Source organism: Pseudomonas sp. SJZ080, assembly GCF_007828295.1.
GTDB classification, from domain to species: domain Bacteria; phylum Pseudomonadota; class Gammaproteobacteria; order Pseudomonadales; family Pseudomonadaceae; genus Aquipseudomonas; species Aquipseudomonas migulae_A.
The window spans coordinates 70,442-95,696 of sequence record NZ_VIUK01000019.1 but is presented as its reverse complement, the minus strand read 5'-3'; the positions used below and the strand labels follow the sequence as shown (position 1 = coordinate 95,696).

Here is a 25,255-nt window from a genome sequence, read left to right as displayed (position 1 = left end):
TATGCGATGAATTAATATTCACTCAGCGACGCATCGGTGTCAATGGGTTATCGTGCACCCCACCGACGAACGGTATTTACCTCATCTGCCACCGCCTATTCCGCGGCACGCGTGTACCGGGGCCAAAAGCAGTCAGCCCCGTCGCGTTTCGTCTAACCTCACAAAGCGCCTGACCATGGCTGGCGCCTCGATCGTGTTCCGTTAAATGCACCGGAGAATGTCCATGTTCAAGCGTACCCTGGCAGTGACTGCCGGCCTGGCCCTGACTTTTTGCACCCTGCTGTCGCAGGCCGCCGACACCCTGAAAGTCAGTGCGATTCCCGATGAAGCCCCCACCGAACTGCTGCGTAAATTCAAGCCGCTGGGTGCCTATCTGGAACAGCAATTGGGCATGAAGGTCGAGTTCGTGCCCGTCAGCGATTACCCGGCGGTGGTCGAGGCGCTGGCCACCGACCGGATAGACCTGGCCTGGCTGGGCGGCTTCACCTTCGTGCAGGCACGCCTGAAAACCGGCAACGCGATCCCGTTGGTACAACGCGAACAGGATGCCCAGTTCACCAGCAAGTTCATCACCGCCGACCCCGCCGTCAAATCCCTCGCCGACCTCAAGGGCAAGACCTTTGCCTTCGGCTCGGTGTCTTCCACATCGGGCAGTCTCATGCCGCGTTACTTCATGCTCAAGGACGGCATCAAACCGGAAACCTACTTCAGCCGCGTCGGCTACTCCGGTGCTCATGACGCCACGGTCGCGTGGGTCCAGGCCGGTAAAGTGGACGCCGGGGTGCTGAACGCCAGCGTGTGGGAAAAACTGGTCGCGGCCGGCAAGGTCGACACCAGCAAAGTCAAAGTGTTTGCGACCACCCCCGCCTACTTCGACTACAACTGGACGGTGCGCGGGACCCTCGACCCCGCGCTGGCGGCCAAGATAAAAGCCGCGTTCCTGGCGCTTGACCCGGCGAACCCGAAGGACAAGGAGATTCTGGATTTGCAGGCCGCCAGCCGATTCATCGAAACCAGCCCGGACAACTACAAGGGCATCGAGGAAGCCGCACGCGCCGCCGAACTGCTCAAATGACGTTGCATCTGACCCAGATCAGCCTTACCCACGCCAACGGCGTTCAGGCGCTGCGTGGCGTGGACCTGCACATCGGCGCCCGCGAACAGGTCGCCATTATCGGCCCGTCCGGCGCGGGCAAGTCGAGCCTGCTCAACCTGCTGGCCACCGCCCTGCGACCGGGCGACGGTGAGCTGCAAGTGCTCGGCGAACGCGCCTGGCAACTGTCGGCCGGTCAGCGTCAGCGCCTGCGTGCACGCATCGGTTTGATCCATCAATCGCCGCCGTTGCCACCGCGCCAGCGAGTGGTCACGGCGGTTCTGGCCGGCAAGCTGGGTCAGTGGGGATTGGGCAAGAGCCTGCTGAATTTGCTGTACCCACTGGACATTCCGGGCGCGCGCGCGGCCCTGGCCAGGCTGGACCTCAGCGACAAACTGTTTACGCAATGCCAGCAGTTGTCCGGCGGACAGTTGCAGCGCGTGGGCATTGCCCGGGTGTTGTATCAAGCGCCCGAGGTGCTGCTGGCCGATGAGCCGGTCTCGGCCATGGACCCGGTGTTGGCCAAGCACACGCTGTCGGTGCTATGCAGCCATGCCCGGGAGCACAACGTGACGCTGGTCGCCAGCCTGCACGCAGTGGAGCTGGCCCTGGCGCATTTTTCGCGAATCATCGGCCTGCGTGACGGGCAGATTCTGTTTGACCTGCCGGCCAGTGCTGTCGACCGCGAACTGCTCGACACGCTCTACGCCAACGAACAGTTGGAACGTTCGCCGCCGCCCCCCGCCCACTTGAGCGTGCAGATTCCTCGATGCTGACGTCCGGCTCCCGCGATCCCGCCGTTCTGCCGCGCCTGCTGCTCACCCTGCTGGCCATCGCCCTGCTGTGGCCGGGCATCCACTACAGCGAACTGGACCTGAGTGTGCTGATCGCGAGTGACAGCCAGAGTGAAATGGGCCGGTTCGTGTCCGCCTTCTGGCCCCCGGCCCATGACGAGACGTTCATCGAACTGTTGCTGCAAGCCACCCTGCAAACCCTGGCCATCGCCACGGCTGGCATGGCCCTGGCGTTGCTGTTGGCGATTCCCGCCAGCCTGTTGGCCAGTCGCGCATTGTCGTTGTCTGCGGCTTCGCGAGCGGGTCGCCCAAGCTATTGGGGGCAACTGCTGCGCTGGCCGGTGCGCGGGCTGCTGATATTCCTGCGCAGCGTGCCGGAAATCGTCTGGGCCCTGCTGTTCGTGCGCGCCGTCGGCCTTGGCCCGACCGCCGGGGTGCTGGCGATTGCCATTACCTACAGCGGCATGCTGGGCAAGGTCTACGCGGAAATTTTCGAATCGGTCGATCAACGCCCAGCCCATACGCTGCTGCAATCCGGCAGTGGTCGGCTCGCGGCCTTTTGCTACGGGATCCTGCCCAATGTCTCGGCCGAGCTGCTGTCGTACACGGTGTATCGCTGGGAATGCGCGATCCGCGCCTCGGTGGTGATGGGCTTTGTCGGCGCCGGCGGGCTGGGTCAGCAGATGGACCTGTCGTTGCGCATGTTCGCCGGCGGCGAAGTGGCCAGTCTGCTGCTGACCTTCCTGGTGCTGGTGCTGCTCGCCGATCAACTCAGCCGTCTGCTGCGCTGGAGGCTGACATGAATCGCCTGTTCAACCTGGCCCTGCTGCTCGGCATCGGCGCTGCTGTCATCGCCTCGTTCATCTACCTCGGCATCGACCTCGGCGAACTCGGCAGCACCGGCAACCTGAACCAGATGGGCGCTTATGCGCAGCGCTTTCTCAGCCCGGACCTGAGCCCGACACATCTGCAAGCCATCGCCCACGGCGCCCTCGAAACCATCGCCATGTCTGCCCTCGGCACCCTGATCGCGGCGGTGTTTGGTTTGCTCCTGGCATTGCCCGCGGCCGGGCGTTTCGGCTGGCCGTTGCAGAGCGCCTCGCGGCTGGTGCTCAACGCGTTGCGCGCGGTGCCGGAACTGGTGTGGGCCGCGCTGATGGTGCTCGCCGCCGGTCTCGGCCCCAACGCCGGCACCCTGGCATTGGCGCTGCACACCACCGGCGTGCTCGGCCGACTGTTCGCCGAAGCGCTGGAAAACACCCCGCCCGAACCTGCCGACGCCATCCGCTTGCAGGGCGGCAACGCCGTGTGGGCCTTCTGTTACGGCACCCTGCCCAACCTGTTGCCACAGCTGCTGGCCTACATCCTGTACCGCTGGGAAAACAACATCCGCATGGCCAGCGTGCTCGGCTTCGTCGGCGCCGGTGGCCTGGGGCAAATGCTCTATGTCAGCCTCAGCCTGTTTCAGGAAGCGCAGGCCAGCACGGTGATTCTGGCGATGCTGATACTGGTGTTCGCCGTCGATACCTTGAGCAGCTGGAGTCGGCAACGCTGGGTCAAGGCGTGAGTGTGTTGACGTTGTCACTCGTCCGAAGGTGGGTAACAGCAAGTCCGCCCGATCGCGAAAGCAACCCGAAGACTGCCGCGACTTTTGACGCAAATAAAAAGAGCCACCCTGTGACAGGTGGCCCTCTTTTTAAAACCGGCGCTACCCGGGAAGTTCAGCCAAGGTTAAACCTAGCAAGCCCCCGCAACAGTCCGTTGCGGCACCACAGCGTAGTGCTGCTGTTTCACTCGTTGAGTCAATGCCAGCATCGTCAGGAAACCCAGTGCAATCAACAGCGGATACGCCATCAACAATTCGGACAGTGAATACTTCCAGGCCAACGGGCGTCCGACGCCCAGCAGGGCTGCATACATCCAGGACACTGCCGACAGCGAACCGCAAAACAGCGCCAGCATCCGGGCGCTAAACCCGAGCTTGAGCAGCGAACCCGCCTTTTGCATGGCCGGCAATACCAGGCGATGCAGCAAATAACCGTTGTAAGTCAACAACATGACAATGATCACTTTGGCCTGAAGCTTTGGATTCTTGAAGTATTCGACTCCTTTTTCCAGGTAATCGATACCCACAATGGCAATGCCGGTGAACCACAAAGCAATCAATGCAACAACGACAGATGTCTGAAGACTTTCCAGATGAGCATTATCGTGCTCCGACAATACTTTACCCTTCAACAAATTCTTGACCATGGCAATATCACTGGTCAATACCAGACCAATGGCAACACAACAAGCGACCAAGTGTGCATAAACAACACCCAACCGAACGAACTCCATGCATTCTTTATTTTCGATCAGACTCATGATTGTATTTATTGTCACGGTAGTATCTCCAACTGTTTCTACAGTACAGACCTTAGTTTGACGGGGTATTAATCAAGTTAAAAACCCAGTGCGGCCCGACTGATACAAGAAAAGCCAAATCATAGACCTGGCACGGCTGAACCGATTGATTTGCCTGGCAAACAAGCAACCGGTCAGGTGTTGGCTCCTGAATTTCGGGTAAAAAAAGCCTCATTTGCAATCACTGCATATGAGGTTCGGTTTCCACTTCTTTTCTGCGATAGCAGGAGCAGGTCATGGTGACGTGCTGGAGTATCTGAGGGCAGATACGCTCAAATGTTCATTTTTTGAGCAGACTACCGACAGACGGTTAGTTCAGATGATGCAACTCTTCTCGATGGAGAACCTCCAACTTCCCCGAAAGCCCCGCACTAACTGGCCCGGTAAATTAGATGAGGCTTGAGATGCTTCCATTGGATCCATTAGTTGTTATCTTACTAACGAAAAGCGCAACAGGGATCCGATCGTACCCAGAACTAATTAAGTCAGACTTATTATGTTTCATGATTGAAACACCGGGATCCAATCTACACCAACCGCTCAATCTTCTGATGCTTCCACACAAGTTTGTAATACAGCGTCTGCAACACCAGCATCCCCAGATACGCCACCGGAAACGCCATCCACACCCCCTGCAACCCGAACTGCCCGTCCAGCACATACGCCACCGGCAACTGCACGCCCACCACGCACACAATCGAAATCGCCATCGGCACCAACACCGTGCCGCTGGCGCGCATGATCCCGCCGATGATTGCCTGGAAGCCAAACAGCAGCAGACTCCACAGCATGATGTGCAACAGGTGCTCGGCCTTCGCCCGCGTCGAATCGTCCGTCAGAAACAACCCCAACAACCAGTGCGACAACAGGTAACCCAACAGCACCAAGCCACCGGTCAGGCACACGTTAATCAAAAGGCCCGTGCGCAGAATCGGCCCGATCCGCTCGACCCGCGCCGCCCCAATCGCCTGCGCCCCAAGAATCGACGCCGTGATCGCAATCGACAACGCCGGAAACTGCACGTAATTGACGATCTGCGTCACCGCCCCATACGCCGCCGTCGCCTGCGAACCGTGCTGATTCACCAGCGCCAGAATCACCAGCTCCGACACCGACAACACCACCATCTGCAACCCGGTCGGCAAGCCAATGCGCAACACCTTGCCGAGAATCACCCGATCCAGCCGCATCGCCGCAAACATCTCCCGATCCGGCGCCAACGGATGCCCCTTACTGATCAACCGCCACGCCAGCCACCCCATCGCCGCCAGGTTACCCACCAACCCCGCATACGCCGCACTCTGAATCCCCAACATCGGCAACCCGAACCAACCGCGAATCAACGCCGGCGTCAGCGCCAAACCGATGCAGGTCGACACCACCAACGCAATCAGCGGCGACATCGTATCGCTCACCCCGCGCAGCAATTGAGTGAAGAGCACGTAGACCAACAGCGACGGCATGATCCACATCATCACGTGCGCATAGGACACCGCGTCGTCGAGTACGTCGGCCGGGGTTCCCAACCCCTGCAAGGCGGACCTCGCGAAAACGCTGCCCAACACCGCCGCTGTCAGACCGATGATTGCGCCCAACAGCAAGGTGGTGGCAGCGATGGTTTTCACCAGATGCGGCTCCCGCGCGCCCCAGGCTTGGCCGATGAGCACCCCCGCCCCCGCGCCGAGGCCAATGACCAGGGCGATGAAGAAGAACACGATAGGGAACATGCCGGAGACGGCCGCCAGGGCTTGGGTGCCGAGCATTTGGCCGATGTAGATACTGTTGACGGTGCCCGACATGGATTGCAGGAAATTGGAGAGAACCATGGGGGCGAGGAAAAGGAGGTAGGTTTTCCAGAGGGGGTGTTGGGTGGTGGGGGTTTGCATTGGGGTGGAGGTCCGTCTCGACTGCGAGGGTTGGGATTCTAGAGGATAGCGTTAGCGGGGATGAACAAAGTTGAATGAATGTTTTGGCGCTGTTTTCGATCCATTCGAGCAACGCTGATTATTGGTCCTAGGACGGCATAAAAATTCCTACATAAACCTCGGAATGCGTCACCTTCCCTACCGTTCCGAGGAAGTCTAAAGTCGGCCCGTCGCTCAAAATGGCGATACGGGTTTGGCGACCCGAGATACGAATGCGAGGGCCGCCTGCTCATTTGCAGGCGTCGTCGCAACTGCAAAACCGCTGTACTATGGCGGTTGCGCGCGGGAGACCTTCGGGTCTGCCGGTTACTCGTTCCCGGTTCGCCAACCTGCGCGCAACTGCCACCCTATTCGTTTGGCGACGATCTGTTGGCGGTTCTCATCTAACTGAACGAGATCTCACCTATGGAAAGATACGTGCCCCTCACCGGAATCGACCTGATCCCGGCCTCCCTGCTCATCGATACGCAAGCGCCACTCGACGTTCTGCAAGCTGCGGCTGACTACCGAATCCGCACGGTTACGCAGGTGCTGGAAAACATCGCCTTTCGTGCCGAACTCGGTTGCGACACGGTTGTGCTGAAGGACTTTTCTCAGCTGTTGGCCATTCCGTTGCGCGATGGTTGTGACTTGATGGATGTGATCGGTCGGCGATTGCGGGCGCAGGTTAAGGAGTGAATGAAAACGGGCGCTACTAGCGCCCGTTTTTTATCGCTGAATCTGACCACCAGCGTTTCCCAACCGCTGATTATTTTTTTCTACACATTTCAACGTCGTCCTGAGTCTCTAACGCGGTGTCGATTCCTAATCTGTATCTGCAGTAATCGATAATCCACTTCCGCTCCTCCTCCGAAAGCCGCTCTACTCTCCGGATCTCGCCGTCATTGGCGTGGATGTTGTAGAACTTCATCTGAACAGTCGGGTGTTTTTTGATGAACAGAATGGTCTCGATGTCACCATCTTCAAGCGCTTCGTAGTACCCGACGTAGAGCACGGCCAGCACCAAAAGCATCGCTGCGATTAATAGCTTTTTCATGGCTGCGGCGCCGGTGGAGGTAACAGCTGGGTTTTCGCCCTGATATTTTTGACCAATTCCATTCCGACGTTACCGGGACAGATTTTTCCTTCGGAAGCCTGTCCTGGGTACTCCCTGTGACCACCAAAGTGCTTGATGACGAACACACTTTTCAATGCGTCAATCAAGTGCATCAACGCGTCAATTTGCGCAGCTGGTATCACGTTGGTTGTGCTGTAGCCGATGCTGTCGAGGGCTACACGCCCTTTCGCGACCCAGTCGCCCCCCTCTTCCGGTGTCGTCAGGTTATCCAGCAGGACAATGCCAATAAGACCAGTGTTGTATTTCAGAACACTTGAGCCCTGAAACCTGATGTCACGTCCTTCGAGTATCTGCCCGGTGCAATCGATCCCGTAGTGATAGCCGATATCGTCATACTTCTGGCTCAGATGGCCTTTTTGAATCTCCTGCATCTGCTCCGCGCCTGGCGTGCAGCTATGACTGCGACCGGCGTGGTGCAGTGCAATCATGGAATAGTCCCAATCCATGACCATCTCCGGTTTGCCTTTCACAGCCCCCCAAGACGAGCGTTCGACAAACGTCGCACTCAACGACTGAACCTTTTTGATAATTGCCTCACGTGTGGCAGCTCGGTCATTCACGGAAATCGGGATCGGACACATAAACTCGCCAGGTTTTATTTCTTGCGCGGTCGCCTGCGTTGCGAAGTTGGCAGCCATTATTGTTTCTCCGAGAACTCGTGAAGCGTTCGCGCGGGGGCGTTGAATTTGATGTGCAGCGAAATTTTGGCGTCCGGGGTCGGTGTCTTGATGTGGGCAATGCCATCAACGTCGGTTACGCCAGTGGTCTCCACACCATTGACTGTTGCGACATAGTCACGGAAGGGCAAAGGATTGCCCGTCACACTGTCGGTGACGCTAAAGGATTGTCCGTAAATTTTCTGAATGGCGAGAGGCACGGGAGGGATGAAAGGTACGGGGGTATGAGAATCGCCAATGATGACGGTACCAGAGCCGCCAATCACGATGTCTCCGTGGCTTCCCGCAGTATCGATCAACGCGGCATTTCTACCATTGATGAACACAGTCGTCGCAACGCCCGAAACCAGCGCACTGCCGCATGTGCAGGTGTCACCTTTGCGGGCGGCTGCGAGGCCATCAAAAAACACATCAGAGGACCCGGAAGCGATGGCTTTGGCGCGATGTCCGGGCATAGTGTTGGCGCTGATACGGTTTTGATCCTGGCTACCGGAAATCGTTGACCTACCTGAATGCTCGGTAATCGAGGGTCTTATGCGTGTCTTCATAGAGACCGCCTAAGGGTCAGCTGAAGTCAGCAGCTTGGGTCAAAACCACATCAGCACCAACAGCCGGCTGCGATAGTGGCGGCTTTTTTTCTTCAGTCATCCGCTTCTCCCTTGATGGCCAAAACGCTGCAAGGCACCTGATACAGAACATGCTCCGTGGTACTGCCAACCAGCTTGTCCACCCCTTTGTGATGGGTATTTCCCATTACGAAGACATCCGCTCGAGTGTGAGTGGCAAAGTCGGTCATTGCTTTGGTTGGCGGTCCTGCAATGAAGTGTTGTCGCTCAGGTGGCACGCCGTGGCGTCCAGCCAAGGCAATGAAACACTTTTCGAGTGACCGGCGCACGTCGTTGCCGAAGCCTGGCATCGTCACGGCGCCAGCACCTGCATCAGAGAAATGTGTGTGTGTCAGTTCATAGGCATACAGCATGTGCAATTCAGCATCACATTGCGTCGCCAATTCGTTCGCAGCCTGAATGACGCTGTCGTTGATTCCGCTGATCTGACCCTCTGGATGCGATGGGTCAACCGCTGCCACAATCACCCGAGGAAGCGGACACCGGACTTCGCTGACCAGATGTATGGGGGTCGGACATTCGCGCAACAACTGCCAATCCAAAGGCGTGACGAATACGCGTTTGAGCGCTGATTCATGATGTACGTCCTTGATAGTCAGGTCCGGCTGCATTTCAGCCACATGCTTAAGGATCTCTTGCAGCGGGTCACGGGTCAATGCAACTTCGGTGGTCACATTGATGCCCTTCCTGCGTATGAGTTCGGCCTCATCCTTCAACCACTGCAGGTTCTCCTGCCGGCAACTCTCACGAAGTTGTTCACTGTTGCTCATTAACCGCATAAGGTCGAAGTCTTCGATGAACACCGCGATATGCAGCGCTGCGCCTGTAGCGTCGGCCAATGCGATTGCCCGCTCCATCGCCGGCGAGTGACGCATGGTCGGACCTGCGATCAGAAAGAGTCGTTGATACCGCCTCATGTGACACCTCCAAACGTTCTGGGTTATTCGCTAGCGCCCCCAGCACTTTCGCTTGTCCCACCATTGGCGATCTTTTATCGCCTCAACTACCTGGATCGACACTATCAATATACGCCTGCATCACCGGCTTACCAGTTGCCAAGCCTGTCGAAGGATGTAGCAGACCTTTTCATCACGATCGAGCAGGAGGCGGGGTGCTGGAACCGCGCCATGCCACCCGCCTTGAGCACCTAGCAGAACCAATGCGATTGCCGGTAGTTGAACGCCTGAATCAACACTTCGTAAAAAACGAACTATTCGCAATGAATAAATGATTTTTGTTGATGTAACAGGCTCGTTAGCATGACTCCTCCAGCCTATTGCTGCTTCATGCGGAGACAGTAAATGACCGCCATCAGCGTCGGCCAATCCTGGATGTGGGCCGCCTTCATTATGTTCGTCCTTGCCATGCTGGCGCTCGATCTGTTCGTCTTCGGCGGGCGCAAAGCACATCGTGTTTCGGTCCGCGAAGCGCTGGCCTGGGTCACCGCCTGGGTCAGCCTGGCACTGGTCTTCGCCGCTCTGCTCTGGTGGTATCTGCACAGCCATGTCGGTGCCGAAGTGGCCCAGCGTACAACGCTCGAATTTCTCACCGGCTACCTGATCGAGCAGTCGCTGTCGATCGACAACATGTTCGTTTTCGTCATGATCTTCAGCTACTTCGCCGTGCCGCCAGAGTTGCAGCGCCGCGTCCTGCTCTATGGCGTGTTCGGAGCCATCATCATGCGCGCCGGTATGATTTTCGCCGGTGTGTGGCTGGTGCAGGAGTTTGCCTGGCTACTCTATGTCTTCGGTGCTTTCCTCGTCATCACCGGCATTAAGATGCTGATCTTCGCCAACCAGCAGCCAGACCTCGAAAAGAACCCTTTGCTGCGTTGGCTGCGTAGCCATCTTCGCATCACCGATGGCTTTCATGGCGAGCGCTTCTTCGTGCGCCAGAACGGCCTGCGCTGGGCGACGCCGATGTTCCTGGTGCTGGTACTGATCGAGGCCAGCGACCTGGTCTTCGCGGTCGATAGCATCCCGGCTATCTTCGCCGTCACCACCGACCCCTTCATCGTGTTCACCTCCAACATCTTCGCCATCATGGGCCTGCGCGCACTGTATTTTCTGCTTGCCGACATGGCCTACCGCTTCCACTTGCTCAAATATGGCCTGGCCATCGTACTGGTGTTCATCGGCGGCAAGATGCTGGTCGCGCCGTGGTGGCACATGCCGATCCAATGGTCGCTGACCACAGTCGGCGGCATCATATTGATTTCGGTACTGTTGAGCCTGACTTTGACGAAGAGCAAAACACGGGTTACGGGAGAACAATGATGAATCAGAGATGTTGGCGCTGATGCAGTTTTGACCCAAGCTACCGGAAATCAATGACCACCCCGAATACTTGGTAATCGATGGTCTTATGTATGTCTTCACAGACCGCCTAAGGGTTAGCTGAAGTCAGTAGCTTGGGTCAAAACCGCACCAGCACCAACACAGAATCGGTCGTTGGCATTCGATCGCGATGGGCTGCTACCGGTTAGAGGCATGCCGACTGCAAGTTATCTTAATCGAAGGAGCGTTTTTAGTGAGCGGCCATACCCACGATTTGAGAACCTACTTCATAGAAGCGCTCAAGGAAATCACCGCACTGATGTCCGTTGCATACGAACAAACCGGCCCGATACCGGATGACCATGCATTAGCTCAGGCAGGTTTAGAGAATGGTGGTGAAATAGTTCTGGATTATGTCGATCACAACGAGGCTGGAATAGCGTTCGAACACCTGCTTTACATGATTAATGAGCCGCCGCTCATTGTTTCTGAAGAATGCACAAAGATACTGGCCCGAATCGCGAAGACCTTGGGGATGCCGTTTACAGGGGACGAAAGCAGCCGCCTATGAAGGGCAGCTAACCCAAAGCGGTCGCTTAAACTTAAAAACTCATTCGGCCATCGTAATTGACGGCAATGGGTATGCCGCGTCTGATAAGCGTTCGATGGCCAGCAATAGGGTGTACCATCAAACCCTGTCCATCAGAAACCATTTAGCCATGTCCGCGCTAAGCGAAGAGAGCCGCCAGATTGTAGCTTCTCTGGCGCACCGGATTGGCGCCAACGCTGACATTGCAGCAATCGCGCGAGCGATTGTTTCAACCCTGCAGGGTATGGACGCCGCCCTAACGCCCATCATTGGTCACCAAGGCGGGGCTGCACTCTATCGGCGCAGCCTTCAGCTGTGCACCTCCCGGGATCCGCGCCTTGCCGTTATCTATGATCGTGCACAGGTTGCGTTCGATCTCGCTGCTCTCAAGCAAGTCCTCCTTGAACAAAGCGAAGCCGATGCGTTGCTCTTCGGTGAAGTGATGTTGACCACCTTCTATGAATTACTCACCACTCTGATCGGGCCCTCGCTCACCGCAAGGCTGCTTCGCGACGTTTGGGAAACTCCTTTGAGCGACACCCCCTCGCAGGAAAACTCGCCATGAGCACCAAAGTGACTATCAACCGCCTGGCCACCGGCGTGCCAGGATTGGACGAGGTGCTGGGCGGTGGTTTGCCGGAGTTTTCGTTCAACCTGATTGCCGGCCCGCCTGGCTGCGGCAAGACCACCCTGGCGCATCAAATGATGTTTGCCCTGGCGACGCCTGATCGCCCCGCATTGTTCTTTACAGTGCTGGGCGAACCGCCGTTGAAGATGTTGCGATATCAGCAGCAGTTCGACTTTTTCGACAACGAAGCGATCAACCGCTCGATCCGCTACATCAACCTGGCTGACGACACGCTGGCCGGGGATCTGGACGAAGTGTTGCGCCGAATCGTCAACGAGGTAGAGATTCATTCACCGGCGCTGGTGTTCGTTGACTCTTTCCGTTCGGTGGTACTGGCCAGCCAGACCCGCAACAACCCCAACAACAACCTCCCGCAGTTCATTCAGCAACTGGGCATGCTGATGACTACCTGGCACGCGACGACCTTCCTGATTGGCGAGTACTTCACCGAAACCGAGACCAACCCGATTTTCACCGTGGCCGATGGCCTGATCTGGCTGCGCCAGAGTGTTCAGCGCAACTCCATGGTGCGCAAGATGGAAATCATGAAGATGCGTGGACAGCCAACCTTGCCGGGGCTGCACACCTTCCGCATCGCCACCTCGGGCATCAAGGTCTTCGCGCCCGCTGCTTTCAACCCTGTTGAAGCGCCACTGGAGTTTCCGCTCCAGCGCCTGAAAATGGGCGTGCCGCAGCTCGATAAAATGCTTGGAGGCGGTCTGCCTCGGGGCTACTCGTTGCTGGTGGCCGGGCCGTCGGGTTCGGGCAAGAGCATTCTGGCAGCTACCTTCCTTGCCGAAGGTGCGCGCAATGGCGAAACCGGTGTGATCGCGGTGTTCGAGCAACGGCCCAATCATTCGCAGAACGCGACCCTCGCAACGCTGATTCAGAGCGGTCAGGTAGGCCTGGTCGACAGCCGTGCCCCTGATTTGTCCATCGATGAAGTCGTGCACTTGCTGTTGAGTGAAATTTACCGATTGAAAGCGACCCGCGTGGTGATCGATTCGTTGTCGGGGTTCGAGATGGCGCTGGCACCGACGTTCCGCGAAGATTTCCGTGAATCCCTGTCGCGAATGGTCACGGCCCTGACGAGCGCCGGCGTCAGCGTGCTGATGACCTCGGAGCTGGAGGATCGCTATACCGACCTGCGTTTCAGCCCCTATGGCACGGCGTTTCTGACCGACGCCATCATTGTCCAGCGCTATATTGAAGTGGAAAGCCGTTTGTTGCGCATCATGGCCGTCGTCAAAGTGCGTGCGAGCGCTCATTCCGACGAGTTGCGCCTGTACCGGATTGACGATAACGGATTACAGATTGGCGAAATGCTGTCGGACCAGGAAGGCCTGCTCGGCGGACGGCCTACCAGGCGGCGTTTGGGCAAAGACGACGGGTGAATAAACCATCATGAATAAGGCCAATAGCAAGAACGAGCAGGCGCTGGCCAACGCCGCTCGCGAACTGTTCCTGCTTGGCCAGAAAACCGTCGAGGCGCGCGCCGCGCTCGCGGCCTTGCACAAGGAACTAAACGACGCCAACGCCCAGCTCACCGATAACCAGCAACTCGAACAACTGATCGAGGCCAATCAGCAATTGGTCCTGGCAATCCTTTTGGCGCAGTCCGATGCAGAAAAACCGGAACGCACACAGCAAGAGCAGCGGCTGTACCTGGAAATGCGCGAAGCCAACGAGCAATTGGTGATCGCCGCACTCAGCGCGCAACACCTGCAGGCGGCTGCCGAACGCGCGCTTGAACAGCAACGCAAAGTCCTCGTGGTGGTGGCCCATGAGCTGCGTAATCCCCTGACGCCCCTCAGCATGATCGCTGGTCGACTGGTGCGCGTGCCCAGTGAGGAACTGCCGCGCATGCAGAAGCTCATCGAAGGTCAGGTGCAGCATATGTCCCGATTGCTGGAGGATTTACTCGACATCGCCCGCGCCAGCACTGGCAAGTTTCACCTCGATTGCAGCATTGTCGATATGACTCAGATCATCCACGAGGCGATAGACATTTGCACACCCGTCATGATCGCTCACCAGTTGCAATTCAGCGCCGAACTGCCTGAACACGCGTTGATGGTGAAGGGTGACCCTACGCGGTTGAATCAAACTCTTGGCAATTTGCTGGGCAATGCTGCCAAGTACACCCCGGCGGGCGGCACCGTCGGCCTTTCGGTGACCGCCGAGAACGGTGTAATGAAGATAAGCATCCGCGATACCGGCATTGGGATTACCGCCAAGGCATTGCCGTTCATCTTTGAGCCTTTTGTGCAGGACGTCCACGCGGTGGGTTTTAACGGGTCGGGCCTGGGCATTGGTCTGACGGTGGTGCGAGAGTTGGTCGAAGCCCACGGTGGCACAGTGACTGGCCACAGTGCCGGAGATGGCAAGGGGAGCGAGTTTGTGGTGACATTACCATTGGTCAACCATTAACTTCTCACATCTGGAGGTTTAACAGTTGGAGTCTAAATCTCCACAGATGTTTGCAACTGTACGTCTGTGGTTGCAGAGCAAGGGCTGTCGCGGAAACTTACTGGGAATAGCTTATCGGGAAGGTAAGGACCCGTTGCTTGAGAGTCTGATTGATCAGCCCTTTGAGCCTTACAATTTTTCCATGAAAGAAAACCCTTTCGTCGTTCTACACTTATGTCTATGTATTATATGGATCGCGACAGTCATCTCGGTGGTCTGTTGGTTCAATCAGTAACACGTTGATCGAAACCACCTCCACTCCCTCAGTTGAATTTTCCCCAGCTATAAATGACTGCTCTTGGCCGAAAACAGTCAGTCGGTCGAATTTAAATTGCCCTCCCCGACAGCCACCCATTGGCCAATAACGGTTGCTTGCAAGAATGCTTCATCAAGGTGTCAAAGGCCTGACCTGAACGATAGGGGTCGACGTTTTTTCAGGTGAAGTCAGTTCGACGCATTACGAGGATCATCATGGCTATCGATATACACAAGACCAAGCGGACCCGTTCCGTAGACTTGTGAGATGTACTCGCCTGATTTGGCCCAGTGAAAGTGTGGCGTATTGGCCGGAAGTATCACTACGCTGCCTGGACCGTAAGCAACCAGCTTGGCCGGATCAAAAACCTTACCGAAGCCAATATAGAAAACACCGGACATGACGGTATAGATACGGTCCTCAGGATGTGTATGGGGCATTAATTTTGTGCCATTCGGCACTTTGACTCTCACCACGTAGGGTGCTGGCTTACTCGGGTCGCCGGCCAACACAGCAAGTTTCACTTCTTTGGGGAAGGCTGGAAAGCTGCGCCACTCGACGTCTTCATTATGTAAATCACCGACTTTATCGAGCGGCAATGGTTGTGCCTGGACGAACGGCATTGTGGCGCTGGTGACAATCAGTGCAGCCAGGCAAGCAGTTTTCATCATGTTCTTGATCATGAAAGGCGCCTTAATGACGTGGGCAAATCGCGGCGAGTCGCGTGCGGCTTACTCTATTTGTCACGGGCGGCAATGAGAACGGCGCTGCCGCGCATTACAGTTGATACGCAATGTAATCAATGCTTTGTGACATCGCGGTTGCCAGGGCGACACCCCATCATCAGGCTCACCAGAGGTGGGCCGCTCGCCCTATCAATGCCGTCGATGGTCAACATCACGTCAATGAAGTTCTCTTAAAAAATCCGCGGCGTAACATCTGCTCCATACCAACCCACAACACCCCGGAGCACACGATCATGAAACGCCAAACCATTCTCAGCATCGCTTTCTCGGTTTTTGCAGTTAACGCTTTCGCCGCTACCTCGACTCACCCGGTTGTCGCTGAAGGCGGCTCGGATCGTCTGATTGAAAGTCGTGTGGCTGAAGGTGGTTCGGATCGTCTGATCGAAAACCGCGTCGCTGAAGGTGGCTCGGATCGTCTGATCGAAAACCGCGTCGCTGAAGGTGGTTCCGACCGCCTGATCGAAAACCGCGTTGCCGAAGGTGGTTCCGACCGCCTGATCGAAAACCGCGTCGCTGAAGGTGGTTCGGATCGCTTGATCGAAAACCGCGTCGCTGAAGGTGGTTCCGACCGCCTGATCGAAAACCGCGTTGCTGAAGGTGGCTCCGACCGCCTGATCGAAAACCGCGTCGCTGAAGGTGGTTCCGACCGCCTGATCGAAAACCGCGTCGCTGAAGGTGGTTCCGACCGCTTGATCGAAAACCGCGTCGCATAAACAAATCGCGTCACCGCAACACCCAAAAAGCCCGGCCTGATCAGCCGGGCTTTTTCGTGCTCATTGTCTCGTGCCTGACGATATCAACCGAGATCTCCACCGCCGCAACGGTGCCCCTGTTCTCAAGCCAGTGCGTGGTGTTCCTGTCCTCGGGCCAACCCACTCCCGGCCCATAGTCCGTGGCGATTCCGTCTCGGTGATCAGTGATCGTTCCTTGCAGTATGTAGACGGTGCCTGGTCTGTCTTTATGGTTGTGAACCGGCCCGAAGACGCCGCCAGGATCGATGGTCACCAGACGCATTCTAAGTTGGCGCCCTGCCATGCCCTCGATCTCGGGGCCCAGGTCGACCGTTGCCAGTAACTTCACCGTCACCCCTTTCGTTTCGGGGGCCACCTGTTCAATGTTCATCGCGCTCTTCTCTGTACAGACAGGGTCTGACTAGAAGTAAACACCCTTGAAGGTGTGATCAGTCGGGAGGCGACAAAGGGTCAACCCCGGACTCATGAAGTGACCGCAACCCCTTGTAGGAGCAAGCTTGCTCGCGATGGACGTTAACGATAACGCGTGTTGGCTGGATAAACGCGTCATCCCGAGGTCCATCGCGAGCAAGCCCGCGCCTACGAATTTCCTTAACTGATCGGGATTACTCATCTGGCTTCTTATTTGGGGAGTTCCAGCGATCGCCAAAGCACGGCCTTCATCAGTCGCGACAAAATGGCATACGATAATCGCTGGAATGGATCATCGCGCTTAACAAAAGGAGCTATCTACATGGACGGTTTAAATCAGCTACAGCCCGCAAAGTGCGCAGGTATGGAGGACATCCGACGCGAGATTGATGCTCTGGACCAGGCAGTTATCACGTTGTTAGGAAGGCGTTTCCAATACGTACTGGCTGCTTCGAAGTTCAAGACCTCCGCGGCCTCGGTACATGCTTCGGAGCGATTCGCCAGCATGCTGGTGACACGTCGTGATTGGGCCACGGAAGCAGGCCTGAGCCCGGATGCAATCGAAAAGATGTTCCGTGACCTGGTAACCCACTTCATCGCCGAAGAAATGAGCCACTGGACAGCTCAACAGTCTGAGTGAACCTCATGGGTCCACGCCGGTGACGGAGGAGCTGACGCTCAGGGAAGCGGTTCAGTATTTGATGATTAATGAAAAGAAGTACAAAACACCCGATGAATTCATCGGGTGTGGGGATAGGTGTAAACCTGTTTCAGGACGGAATAACCGTCTTCTTTGTGGATAGACGACTGAAGAAACTCCGCGATCAGCGATGTAACCTGCTGCTGAATCACCTCACGCGGCCGACCGTTGTCGCCATCCCGGCAAATGATGCCATCGCCTGGTACGTCTTCTTCGAGCAATCCCTCTGCGCCAGGTTTGCACATCGACAAGAAGCTGAAATGGCTGGCGTCGCTGATTTCGACGTAACGGCTTGACGCAGCAGGCAGGCGTTTGGCCAGGTTGGCAGACTCCAGCTCGGCGGGAAGATCGTGCGACGGTACGCCGGCCGCGATCACCAGCGTGGGTACCGCCAGCGCAGCCAGGCTTTCATCGGTCAGGCCCCGAGAAAGGCCAAGGTCCAATGTCACCACGGCCGTGACGCGTTTATCGCGCAAATCGGCGGCCAACGCAGCCTGTGATTCTGCAGTGCTTGCAGGGTTTATCTTTCCATAGACGGTGCAACTGGCTAACTGCGGATGGGCTTTGCATTCCTGGGCGAAGCGGTCTGCATCGGAACGAGCACCGGCGATCTCCAGGGCGGTCCAGCCGCCGAGTGAATGGCCCACTACCGCAATTCGGTCATTGGCGACCAGGCCGAATTTTTCAGGTTGAGCCGTGACGCTATCAATGGCTCGGCTCACATCAATGGGCCGCTGCCATAACTGCGCCGCTGCTTGAGGGCTACGGTCGTGAGTGGTGGTGCCAGGGTGATTGATGGCGGCGACGATGTAACCTTTATGAGCCAGGGCACTGGCCAGCCAGATCTGGTTGCTCCAGTTACCTCGGTACCCGTGGGAGAACACCAGCAATGGATGCTTGCCCGCAGCGGGCGGCGCGTCACGAACGGCAGCAGCCCCGACGAACACCACATCATCGCCGATCAATTGCGTGACGCCGGTCGTTGCACTGGGGTACCAGACGACCATCTCCAGCGAGCGGTCATTTTGCGGGTCCGACAGTGTTGAAGACTGGAAGCCGACAGGGTTCTCGTCAGCGAGTGCGATAGTCGTCAAGCAGGCCAAAAACAGGGCGCAGAAAGGTATTTTCAATGTCGATTCTTCCTTGATTAGACAAGTGCATGGCAACCTGAACCCGCCGGCCGACGTATCCATCTTCGTACGGAGTCGAAGCTAACGTGGCTGCCTTTGGGCACGACATTAAAGCCCACATTCGAACCGCTCGCTGAACGATTTAACCCATCTGCTGCATCGACCGGTTGAATCCACAGCCAATTGCCGTCTTCTGCAGAAGGGATCACAAAAGCTGCATTTTGCTAATCAGCGCCTCTTGACGGGTTTTCCCCAAGCGTCACAAGGCTCATGACTGGCCAACCATCTGAGCCACGACTCGCAGCCAATAAATTTAGTTCAGCACAACTGAAATCACAGTGCAGTCGCCAGAGTAGTCGATACCCTGACACACTGCATCAGACCCAGGATGTATAAGAACCTCAAATTCTTGATTGAATCTTCTCTGAGTAATAATGTTATATACGTAGACAGGCTGAAAAAAAGCCGCCCCAATCTCAATCACCCAAATATGAATTCCTCGACCAACTTCTCGATGATCTTTGTATGCATGAACAATAGCGGGATTAGCATTTAATGAAGTTGAAAATGGTCGATCTATCACAACCCGAGCACCCACTTTTAATTCACCCGGCCACGCCCCTCCATGGAATAGAAACTGCCCCGGAGACAGCGTTACGGATAGCCTGCTTAGCTCTTGTATAAGGCCTGGCGTGATGCGTTCATCTCTGTAGCTGTCGATACCCGGAACCTCATACAGGTTTGGCATCGCACCAACCCAACTTCTGTAAACTGGAGAGGCTCTAATTTTTTGTTCTAGCTGCATGTTAAATGCGTTATTCGCCCCGCCATGATGAGCAGCCAAATGTGCGAAGTCATGCGCATTATTCGCGTATTTCGTTTCGTGCAAGGGCCTTACATCCCATCCCTTTTTCGACGCTGCATCATGAGCCAGTCGTTCAAAGGCACTTACCTCACCATTGTTTAGCGGGTAGCATTCAAGCAAATCAAGTCTACGCATTAACGTTAAATTCCATTTAAAAATGGCACTTTGCCAGAGGCATGGTGAAGCGATCAAGTAAATCGTTACAGAATAATTGATACGTTAAATCATCATCGCTTGTAGAAAATTCCACCGATTTTTTGTGAGGTCCGGCGCAAATACAGTATGAGATTTTGTGTAATCCACTGCATCGCACCTACTGTTTGGATGTGCTCGGTCGACGCTTTAAGGCGCAGGCGAGGGAATAAAACGAGACGGGCGCCAAGGTGGCGCCCGCTTTTTGTGTCTGCACTACGCCAGCTCCCATCGAACGTCCCCCCCTCTTTTCAGGAAGGCAAATACCGCCTGACCCTCGCCTCCAACACCTTGACCAGCTCGGGCTGCATGTACTGATAAACATCCGGTATGTCCAAACAAACGACACGCTTGTCCGCCAGCTCCGCACCAAATCGAGCCACCAGTTTGTTGCGATGAATCGGCTCCATGACAAATACCAGATCAGCCCACTGCAGCAGCTCCAGGCTGACGGGACCATACGCATCGTTGCTGATACCCGCCGACGCAGTTTTCACGCCCGGCCAGTCAGCAAAATGTCGTTCGGCAGTGGGGCTTCGCAGGCGGTTTTGGCTGCAGATGAAAAGCACGTTCAACATCGGATTAACTCCAAACAGTTAACGTGACCCGGGCTCATCCGAGATCACCGATTGACTGCCGCGCTTCGCGTCCCCGCAAACGCACTCGCGCCCAGCCAACGCCACAGACATTCGGCATCCTTCACCGCGCCATCCACTCGCAACTCTCGCGACTGAAGCACTTCCCGCGGTGTGCGGTCGCCCGACCACACTTCGGTCAATGCGCGCACGCTGGAATCCACGACCAGCGTCAGTTCGCGGCCAGGGTCGTCGCGGCACAGGTCGGCCACGCCCTCCTCGACCACCAGCCACCACGCTTGCTCGCCGGGCCGGGCGTCGCGGAATTTGAAGTGGATGACCACCGGTCGGGGCGGGAATGTTTCGATTCGCACGAACCGGCGCACGTCCCACATCAGCAGACCCGCGTCGAGTTGGTCATCGCGCAGGCGACTGCCGATCCAGCGTGCGCCCCAATGACCCAGCGCCATGATGATGGGGCGCAGTTCCTCGCCCGCTTCGGTCAGGCTGTACTCCCAGACTTTGCCGGTGGCCGAGCGGTGTACGACGCCGATTTCTTCCAGGTGGCGCAGTCGCTGCGCCAGCAGGCTGGTGGACATTCGGGGTACGCCGCGGTGCAGTTCGTTGAAACGCTTGCTGCCGCACAACAGTTCGCGCACGACCAAAGGTGTCCAGCGCTCGCACAGTGCTTCGGCACCGCGTGCGACCGTGCAGAACTGACCGTAGCTTTCGTCCATTGCCTGGCCTCCGCGACTGAAACGCTTCAGATTGTGAACTAGCCCCGCCACTCCGCCACGCGCACGCTCAAGCCTTCGAAGCCAAGTGCAAACGGAGAACGCCATGACCAAGGTAGCCATTATTCAGCGCCCGCCCGTGTTGCTCGACCGCGGCGCGACGATCGCCCGGGCCGTGCAATCGGTCGCCGAGGCAGCAGCGGCTGGAGCCTCGCTGATCGTTTTGCCCGAATCGTTCATTCCCGGTTACCCGTCGTGGATCTGGCGGCTGGCGGCGGGAAAGGATGGGGCCGTAGTGGGTCAGTTGCACACGCGACTGCTGGCCAACGCCGTCGATATCGCGAAAGGTGACCTGAACGAATTGTGCGAGGCCGCCAGGGTTCACGCCGTGACGATCGTGTGCGGCATCAATGAATGCGAACGGCAGACGGGTGGCGGCACGCTCTATAACAGCGTAGTCGTTATCGGCACGGACGGCGCAGTGCTCAACCGCCACCGCAAGCTGATGCCAACGAATCCCGAGCGCATGGTGCATGGCTTCGGTGATGCCTCCGGGTTGCGCACGGTCGATACACCGGTCGGCCGCGTGGGTGCGCTGATCTGTTGGGAAAACTACATGCCGCTGGCGCGCTATTCACTGTATGCCCAAGGCGTGGAAATTTACGTCGCGCCCACGTACGACACGGGCGATGGCTGGATCAGCACGATGCGTCACATTGCGCTCGAAGGCCGCTGTTGGGTGCTCGGCAGTGGCACCGCGCTGCGCGGCAGCGACATCCCCGACGACTTCCCGGCGCGTGCGCAACTATTTGCCGATCCGGATGAATGGATCAACGACGGCGACTCGGTGGTGGTCAATCCGCAGGGCCGGATCGTCGCCGGTCCATTGCACCGCGAAGCCGGCATTTTGTATGCGGACATCGACGTCGCACTCGTGGCGCCAGCGCGGCGAGCGCTCGACGTTACCGGGCATTACGCGCGCCCTGACATTTTCGAGTTGCAGGTGCGGCGCACGCCGGCGACAGCGGTGCGCTACATTGACGAGTGAAGGCAAACCATTGATCGAGGAGTCATGCCATGAACACTGAACGGTCTTACAAGGGCAGTTGTTTTTGCGGCGCAGTCGAGCTCACCGTCAGTGGCGAGCCGGTCGGGATGGGCTATTGCCATTGCGAGTCGTGTCGGCATTGGTCAGCAGGGCCGGTCAATGCCTTCACGCTGTGGAAACCCGACGCGGTGCAAGTAACTCGAGGGGCTGACAACATCGGCACCTACAACAAGACATCGCGCAGTTACCGCAAGTGGTGCAAGACGTGCGGCGGGCATCTGTTCACTGAACACCCGGAGATGGGGCTGATCGATGTGTATGCCGCAGTCATCCCGGATCTCGCGTACTCGCCAGGCATTCACGTGCACTATCAGGAGACCGTGTTGCGTATCAAGGATGGATTGCCGAAGCTGAAAGACGTCCCCAAGGAACTGGGAGGATCAGGCATCAGCGTCGACGAATAGCACTTAAACCGGAGCCAATGAAAACGGGCGCCTTGTCGGGCGCCCGTTTTGTTCAGGGTTGCGTGCTGCGGGTAACGCTGATCAGTGCGATTTCTTTGATACCGACGTCCCGGCTTTACTCAACCCTTTCGCGTTGTGGTCACCTGGTGTCGAGGCCGAGATTGCCGTGGCTTTGGTCACGCCACGCGTATCTTTGGAATGGGCGATGCCTGAAGTCGTTGTGCCATGACCGCGCTCGCCATTGCGATCATTGCCGTAGTGGTTGCCACTTTCGCCGTGGTCACGAACAGACTTGCCGGCATGATCGCTGCTCAATCCATTGCCGCGGCCGTTGCTGTTAGCGTTGCCGTGATCTGAACCGCTGTGACCACCACCGGTACCGCCGCCGTGGCCGCCGCCATTACCACCACCGCCACCACCGCCATTACCGCCTCCATTACCACCACCGTCTTTCGCGTAGGCGGCGCTCATGGTGGAAAGGTGAGCAGGGAGTAATGGTGCGGCTGCAAGCATCATGGCGCATGACATGACAGCAACGAAACTCTTGTTTTTTAAAAGCATGATTGCTTCCATAGGGTTGATATCGCGTACCTTGAGACGCGTTTTCCCCTCCGCAGTTCAAGTCATGCGACAGACGGGATACCGTGCGCACTGACCCAACCAGCATGCCGCCAGAACAAACACCGAAGTCTTCCCTCATCCGTTGATCAAAAGCACCGTTGGGCACTTCGTAGATCAGCCTAAAGACTGAGCGCTACCAGCCGACAATCCGACATCAGGAATGGATTCAGAGAGGCAACCGTGCGCTTTTTTACATCAGTTATGTTCGTCTGTGGCGTCGTCAGCCTGGCAGGTTGCGCCACCAACGGACGCAAGCCCGATAATGATTTAAAGGCGACCCTGGCCCAGCCCCTCGTGCAGGAAAGCATCCTGCGCGAAGGTGACGTTCTGAGCTTCCAGTTGCTGCTGCCACAGTCTGGCACCAGCATGCGCACCAGTGTGCAGATTGAAGCGGGATGTTCGTCGCCGCAATTGCACCTGCTGTACCTGGAAGGTGCGAAACGCGTGTATTCGATGGGCTCCAGCCAGTACAGTTCGGCTCGCCCATTGTCCGCAGAATTGTGGGCCACGCTGGCTGCCAACCCCTCGTTTGTCCAGGCATGTGCGCAGACGCCAAAAGCCGATTGGCGCCTGGTGAAAACCGATGACAGAGACAATTGGGTGTTGCTCGATCGTAACAGCGTGAACACCGACAATGGCGAAACCCGCTTCTGGGCAGCCTTCGATAATCCGGTAGTGCTCAACGACCCACCCTACAACGCACCGTATGCGCAGAAACGCGAGCGCTTCGCGGTGTCCTGCAACACCGGCACCTTCAAGCAGTGGGCAGGTTATGACCTGGATGCGCGCAATCGGGTCAGCGACGGGCGAGTCGACGTATCACCGACGCCCCAACCCATCGCTGGCAGTAATGCCGATTATCAGGCGCTGTTCGCGCTGGTGTGCGGCAACGGACAAGAGACTGCCCGGTTGGAATCGTTCAAGCCGCGTCTGAAAGCCCCGGCGAAGATTGCACTGCAATCGGTACCGCCCGAAGTGCTGACAGTGATTGGGCAACTCGACCTTGGAACGCCAGACCATTTCTTGAAGTTTGTGCGCACGGGGGGCACCGCAACGTACAAAGGCAAAACCAGCCCGGCAGGCGAAGAGCGATTCATCAGCAACGATGTTCCGAGTGGCCAGTTAAGCATTACAGCCCGCGGGGATGGTTATGAAAGCCAAGTGGTGAGCTGGCGCGGCTTGATTCCTCTGGTGTCCAAATCAAGCTACGGTGGAAGCGGTGGCATGGCCACAAGCAGTGTAACCAGCCAGCTGAGTTTCAGCGGTAACTGGAACACCCTGCCGATTGGCGAAACCGTCAGCTACACCTACAACAATGCAACGCTCAACAGCATTGTCGGCGCGTACGGTGGCGCCGCTAAAACCAATCGTTGCAAGGTCGAGCGCGAGCTCAAGGCAAGCGAACTCAACCCCGCACTGTCGGGCAACGCCAAGGCATTGGCCTGCACCGAAGAGCCTGATGAGTACAAACGGGTGGACCACGTCTACTACCTGGCTGACTACGGATACTTCTTCCAGGCCAGCACCGATAAAAACAGCTTTTTCTACAGTGACTATCGCATCGACAGGGTGGAGTAACAGATAGTCGTCAATGCCAAGGTTGGGTACGCTTCAAGTGCCCAACCTCGGACCTCGATCTATCGTCGGCGCGTTGGTATGACGGATGGAATCGAGCCCCCCGCCCCATTCAGCGTTAATCAAACGCCCCGTTGAGCACTTCGTAGATAAGCCCGGTTGCCAGCGCGACCAGTATCAAATCGGTGCCCGCTTGCTGCCATTCGTATCCGTCGTAGTGCGGCAGCCTGCCAAGCAACCGACCGTCCAGTTTTTTCGCAATGCCGGGTGGAAGAGGCTTGCCCCGAGCGAGGTTTTTTTGAATGCCGGGTGGCAAAGCAGGGCCGGGACTCCAGTAATCCCTGTAACCGCCAATGATTCCAAGGATGCTGCCTCGATTGATGCTCGGGCCATGACCCCAATCACCGCCTCCGGCGTTTTTGCCTTTGCTGCCCTGATTGCCATGGACCTGGCTGTTTTGCGGGTTTCCCTTGCCGTTTCCCTGGCCCTTTCCATTACCGGGATCGGCCAGTGCAGTCGCTGAGCCGCTGACCAGCGCAAGGCATGTAATCGCGACAACCAATGAGCGTGATTTGAGCATGAGTCG

Annotated in this window: 29 protein-coding genes; 15 read left to right on the top strand and 14 right to left on the bottom strand. The window is 57.1% G+C overall.

Features of this window, described 5'->3' with window-relative positions; translation table 11 throughout:
* Positions 1 to 223: 223 nt before the first annotated feature.
* The 4 genes from FBY04_RS22520 to phnE are packed head-to-tail and all read left to right on the top strand — an operon-like array spanning position 224 to position 3,454.
* Positions 224 to 1,075 (top strand): putative selenate ABC transporter substrate-binding protein, encoded by an 852-nt coding sequence (locus tag FBY04_RS22520; RefSeq protein ID WP_145316987.1) that lies wholly within the window; start codon positions 224 to 226, stop codon positions 1,073 to 1,075.
* The gene (locus FBY04_RS22515; protein WP_084323209.1) at positions 1,072 to 1,869 is read left to right on the top strand and encodes a phosphonate ABC transporter ATP-binding protein; all 798 of its coding nucleotides are present in this window, start codon (positions 1,072 to 1,074) and stop codon (positions 1,867 to 1,869) included. The genes FBY04_RS22520 and FBY04_RS22515 overlap by 4 nt, the downstream gene beginning before the upstream one ends.
* The gene (locus FBY04_RS22510; RefSeq protein ID WP_145316985.1) at positions 1,863 to 2,690 is read left to right on the top strand and encodes an ABC transporter permease; all 828 of its coding nucleotides are present in this window, start codon (positions 1,863 to 1,865) and stop codon (positions 2,688 to 2,690) included. Before FBY04_RS22515 ends, FBY04_RS22510 begins: the two co-directional genes overlap by 7 nt.
* On the top strand, positions 2,687 to 3,454 hold the full coding sequence (phnE, locus tag FBY04_RS22505) for a phosphonate ABC transporter, permease protein PhnE (protein WP_084323211.1): 768 nt from the start codon (positions 2,687 to 2,689) through the stop codon (positions 3,452 to 3,454). The genes FBY04_RS22510 and phnE overlap by 4 nt, the downstream gene beginning before the upstream one ends.
* Before the next feature lie 170 nt (positions 3,455 to 3,624).
* Here phnE and FBY04_RS22500 read toward each other — a convergent pair whose 3' ends face one another.
* Both FBY04_RS22500 and FBY04_RS22495 read right to left on the bottom strand, forming a co-directional pair.
* A complete protein-coding gene (locus FBY04_RS22500) occupies positions 3,625 to 4,272 on the bottom strand; it encodes a hypothetical protein (RefSeq protein ID WP_084323212.1) in 648 nt (215 codons plus the stop codon).
* A gap of 548 nt (positions 4,273 to 4,820) precedes the next feature.
* Positions 4,821 to 6,179, bottom strand: a complete 1,359-nt coding sequence (locus FBY04_RS22495; RefSeq protein WP_145316983.1) for an MATE family efflux transporter — start codon at positions 6,177 to 6,179, stop codon at positions 4,821 to 4,823.
* A 444-nt stretch (positions 6,180 to 6,623) separates the two neighbouring features.
* On the opposite strand from FBY04_RS22495, the gene FBY04_RS22490 reads away from it, so the two are divergent.
* Positions 6,624 to 6,896, top strand: coding sequence for a hypothetical protein (locus tag FBY04_RS22490; RefSeq protein ID WP_084323733.1), 273 nt, complete (start codon positions 6,624 to 6,626; stop codon positions 6,894 to 6,896).
* 70 nt (positions 6,897 to 6,966) lie between these two features.
* Here FBY04_RS22490 and FBY04_RS22485 read toward each other — a convergent pair whose 3' ends face one another.
* The 4 genes from FBY04_RS22485 to FBY04_RS22470 form a co-directional block, all read right to left on the bottom strand.
* Positions 6,967 to 7,254: a hypothetical protein gene (locus tag FBY04_RS22485; protein ID WP_145316981.1), complete on the bottom strand. Its 288-nt coding sequence runs from the start codon at positions 7,252 to 7,254 to the stop codon at positions 6,967 to 6,969.
* Positions 7,251 to 7,973: a peptidoglycan recognition family protein gene (locus tag FBY04_RS22480; protein WP_145316980.1), complete on the bottom strand. Its 723-nt coding sequence runs from the start codon at positions 7,971 to 7,973 to the stop codon at positions 7,251 to 7,253. Before FBY04_RS22480 ends, FBY04_RS22485 begins: the two co-directional genes overlap by 4 nt.
* Entirely contained in the window at positions 7,973 to 8,467 is a 495-nt protein-coding gene (locus FBY04_RS22475) for a PAAR domain-containing protein (protein ID WP_145317058.1), read from the bottom strand. Before FBY04_RS22475 ends, FBY04_RS22480 begins: the two co-directional genes overlap by 1 nt.
* A gap of 185 nt (positions 8,468 to 8,652) precedes the next feature.
* The gene (locus FBY04_RS22470) at positions 8,653 to 9,555 is read right to left on the bottom strand and encodes a universal stress protein (RefSeq protein ID WP_145316979.1); all 903 of its coding nucleotides are present in this window, start codon (positions 9,553 to 9,555) and stop codon (positions 8,653 to 8,655) included.
* Positions 9,556 to 9,939: 384 nt separating this feature from the next.
* On the opposite strand from FBY04_RS22470, the gene FBY04_RS22465 reads away from it, so the two are divergent.
* The 5 genes from FBY04_RS22465 to FBY04_RS22445 all read left to right on the top strand — a co-directional run bounded on the left by FBY04_RS22465 (position 9,940) and on the right by FBY04_RS22445 (position 14,561).
* Positions 9,940 to 10,914, top strand: coding sequence for a TerC family protein (locus FBY04_RS22465; RefSeq protein WP_145316977.1), 975 nt, complete (start codon positions 9,940 to 9,942; stop codon positions 10,912 to 10,914).
* A 253-nt stretch (positions 10,915 to 11,167) separates the two neighbouring features.
* On the top strand, positions 11,168 to 11,485 hold the full coding sequence (locus FBY04_RS22460; protein WP_145316975.1) for a hypothetical protein: 318 nt from the start codon (positions 11,168 to 11,170) through the stop codon (positions 11,483 to 11,485).
* A gap of 148 nt (positions 11,486 to 11,633) precedes the next feature.
* On the top strand, positions 11,634 to 12,068 hold the full coding sequence (locus FBY04_RS22455) for a hypothetical protein (RefSeq protein ID WP_145316973.1): 435 nt from the start codon (positions 11,634 to 11,636) through the stop codon (positions 12,066 to 12,068).
* Complete coding sequence (locus tag FBY04_RS22450) at positions 12,065 to 13,525, top strand: ATPase domain-containing protein (protein ID WP_145316971.1); 1,461 nt, start codon at positions 12,065 to 12,067, stop codon at positions 13,523 to 13,525. The genes FBY04_RS22455 and FBY04_RS22450 overlap by 4 nt, the downstream gene beginning before the upstream one ends.
* A gap of 10 nt (positions 13,526 to 13,535) precedes the next feature.
* Positions 13,536 to 14,561, top strand: coding sequence for a HAMP domain-containing sensor histidine kinase (locus tag FBY04_RS22445; RefSeq protein WP_145316969.1), 1,026 nt, complete (start codon positions 13,536 to 13,538; stop codon positions 14,559 to 14,561).
* A 483-nt stretch (positions 14,562 to 15,044) separates the two neighbouring features.
* Here the strand turns inward: FBY04_RS22445 and FBY04_RS22440 are convergent, their stop codons facing one another.
* Positions 15,045 to 15,539, bottom strand: coding sequence for a cupin domain-containing protein (locus tag FBY04_RS22440; protein ID WP_084323748.1), 495 nt, complete (start codon positions 15,537 to 15,539; stop codon positions 15,045 to 15,047).
* 296 nt (positions 15,540 to 15,835) lie between these two features.
* Here FBY04_RS22440 and FBY04_RS22435 point away from each other — a divergent pair, with 296 nt between their 5' ends.
* Positions 15,836 to 16,315, top strand: coding sequence for a phage infection protein (locus FBY04_RS22435; protein ID WP_090473928.1), 480 nt, complete (start codon positions 15,836 to 15,838; stop codon positions 16,313 to 16,315).
* A 40-nt stretch (positions 16,316 to 16,355) separates the two neighbouring features.
* Here the strand turns inward: FBY04_RS22435 and FBY04_RS22430 are convergent, their stop codons facing one another.
* A complete protein-coding gene (locus FBY04_RS22430) occupies positions 16,356 to 16,724 on the bottom strand; it encodes a cupin domain-containing protein (RefSeq protein WP_145316967.1) in 369 nt (122 codons plus the stop codon).
* Between the two features lie 363 nt (positions 16,725 to 17,087).
* On the opposite strand from FBY04_RS22430, the gene FBY04_RS22425 reads away from it, so the two are divergent.
* Positions 17,088 to 17,405 (top strand): isochorismate lyase, encoded by a 318-nt coding sequence (locus FBY04_RS22425; protein ID WP_145316965.1) that lies wholly within the window; start codon positions 17,088 to 17,090, stop codon positions 17,403 to 17,405.
* A 98-nt stretch (positions 17,406 to 17,503) separates the two neighbouring features.
* Here FBY04_RS22425 and FBY04_RS22420 read toward each other — a convergent pair whose 3' ends face one another.
* From FBY04_RS22420 to FBY04_RS22405, 4 genes are all read right to left on the bottom strand, one after another.
* Entirely contained in the window at positions 17,504 to 18,595 is a 1,092-nt protein-coding gene (locus tag FBY04_RS22420; protein WP_145316963.1) for an alpha/beta fold hydrolase, read from the bottom strand.
* 313 nt (positions 18,596 to 18,908) lie between these two features.
* Positions 18,909 to 19,595, bottom strand: a complete 687-nt coding sequence (locus FBY04_RS22415; protein WP_145316961.1) for a hypothetical protein — start codon at positions 19,593 to 19,595, stop codon at positions 18,909 to 18,911.
* Between the two features lie 308 nt (positions 19,596 to 19,903).
* The gene (locus tag FBY04_RS22410; protein WP_145316959.1) at positions 19,904 to 20,230 is read right to left on the bottom strand and encodes a low molecular weight protein tyrosine phosphatase family protein; all 327 of its coding nucleotides are present in this window, start codon (positions 20,228 to 20,230) and stop codon (positions 19,904 to 19,906) included.
* A 44-nt stretch (positions 20,231 to 20,274) separates the two neighbouring features.
* Positions 20,275 to 20,964: a helix-turn-helix domain-containing protein gene (locus tag FBY04_RS22405; RefSeq protein ID WP_145316958.1), complete on the bottom strand. Its 690-nt coding sequence runs from the start codon at positions 20,962 to 20,964 to the stop codon at positions 20,275 to 20,277.
* Positions 20,965 to 21,067: 103 nt separating this feature from the next.
* Here FBY04_RS22405 and FBY04_RS22400 point away from each other — a divergent pair, with 103 nt between their 5' ends.
* On the top strand, positions 21,068 to 22,009 hold the full coding sequence (locus FBY04_RS22400; RefSeq protein WP_145316956.1) for a carbon-nitrogen hydrolase family protein: 942 nt from the start codon (positions 21,068 to 21,070) through the stop codon (positions 22,007 to 22,009).
* A gap of 29 nt (positions 22,010 to 22,038) precedes the next feature.
* A complete protein-coding gene (locus tag FBY04_RS22395) occupies positions 22,039 to 22,473 on the top strand; it encodes a GFA family protein (RefSeq protein ID WP_084321168.1) in 435 nt (144 codons plus the stop codon).
* An 81-nt stretch (positions 22,474 to 22,554) separates the two neighbouring features.
* Here FBY04_RS22395 and FBY04_RS22390 read toward each other — a convergent pair whose 3' ends face one another.
* Positions 22,555 to 23,034, bottom strand: a complete 480-nt coding sequence (locus FBY04_RS22390) for a hypothetical protein (RefSeq protein ID WP_145316954.1) — start codon at positions 23,032 to 23,034, stop codon at positions 22,555 to 22,557.
* Between the two features lie 240 nt (positions 23,035 to 23,274).
* Between FBY04_RS22390 and FBY04_RS22385 the strand changes: the two genes are divergently transcribed.
* Positions 23,275 to 24,672 carry a hypothetical protein gene (locus tag FBY04_RS22385; protein ID WP_145316952.1) on the top strand — a complete coding sequence of 466 codons (1,398 nt, stop codon included), beginning with the start codon at positions 23,275 to 23,277 and terminating at the stop codon, positions 24,670 to 24,672.
* Between the two features lie 115 nt (positions 24,673 to 24,787).
* On the opposite strand, the gene FBY04_RS22380 is transcribed toward FBY04_RS22385, so the two are convergent.
* Complete coding sequence (locus tag FBY04_RS22380; protein WP_145316950.1) at positions 24,788 to 25,249, bottom strand: anti-virulence regulator CigR family protein; 462 nt, start codon at positions 25,247 to 25,249, stop codon at positions 24,788 to 24,790.
* Between the last annotated feature and the right edge of the window lie 6 nt (positions 25,250 to 25,255).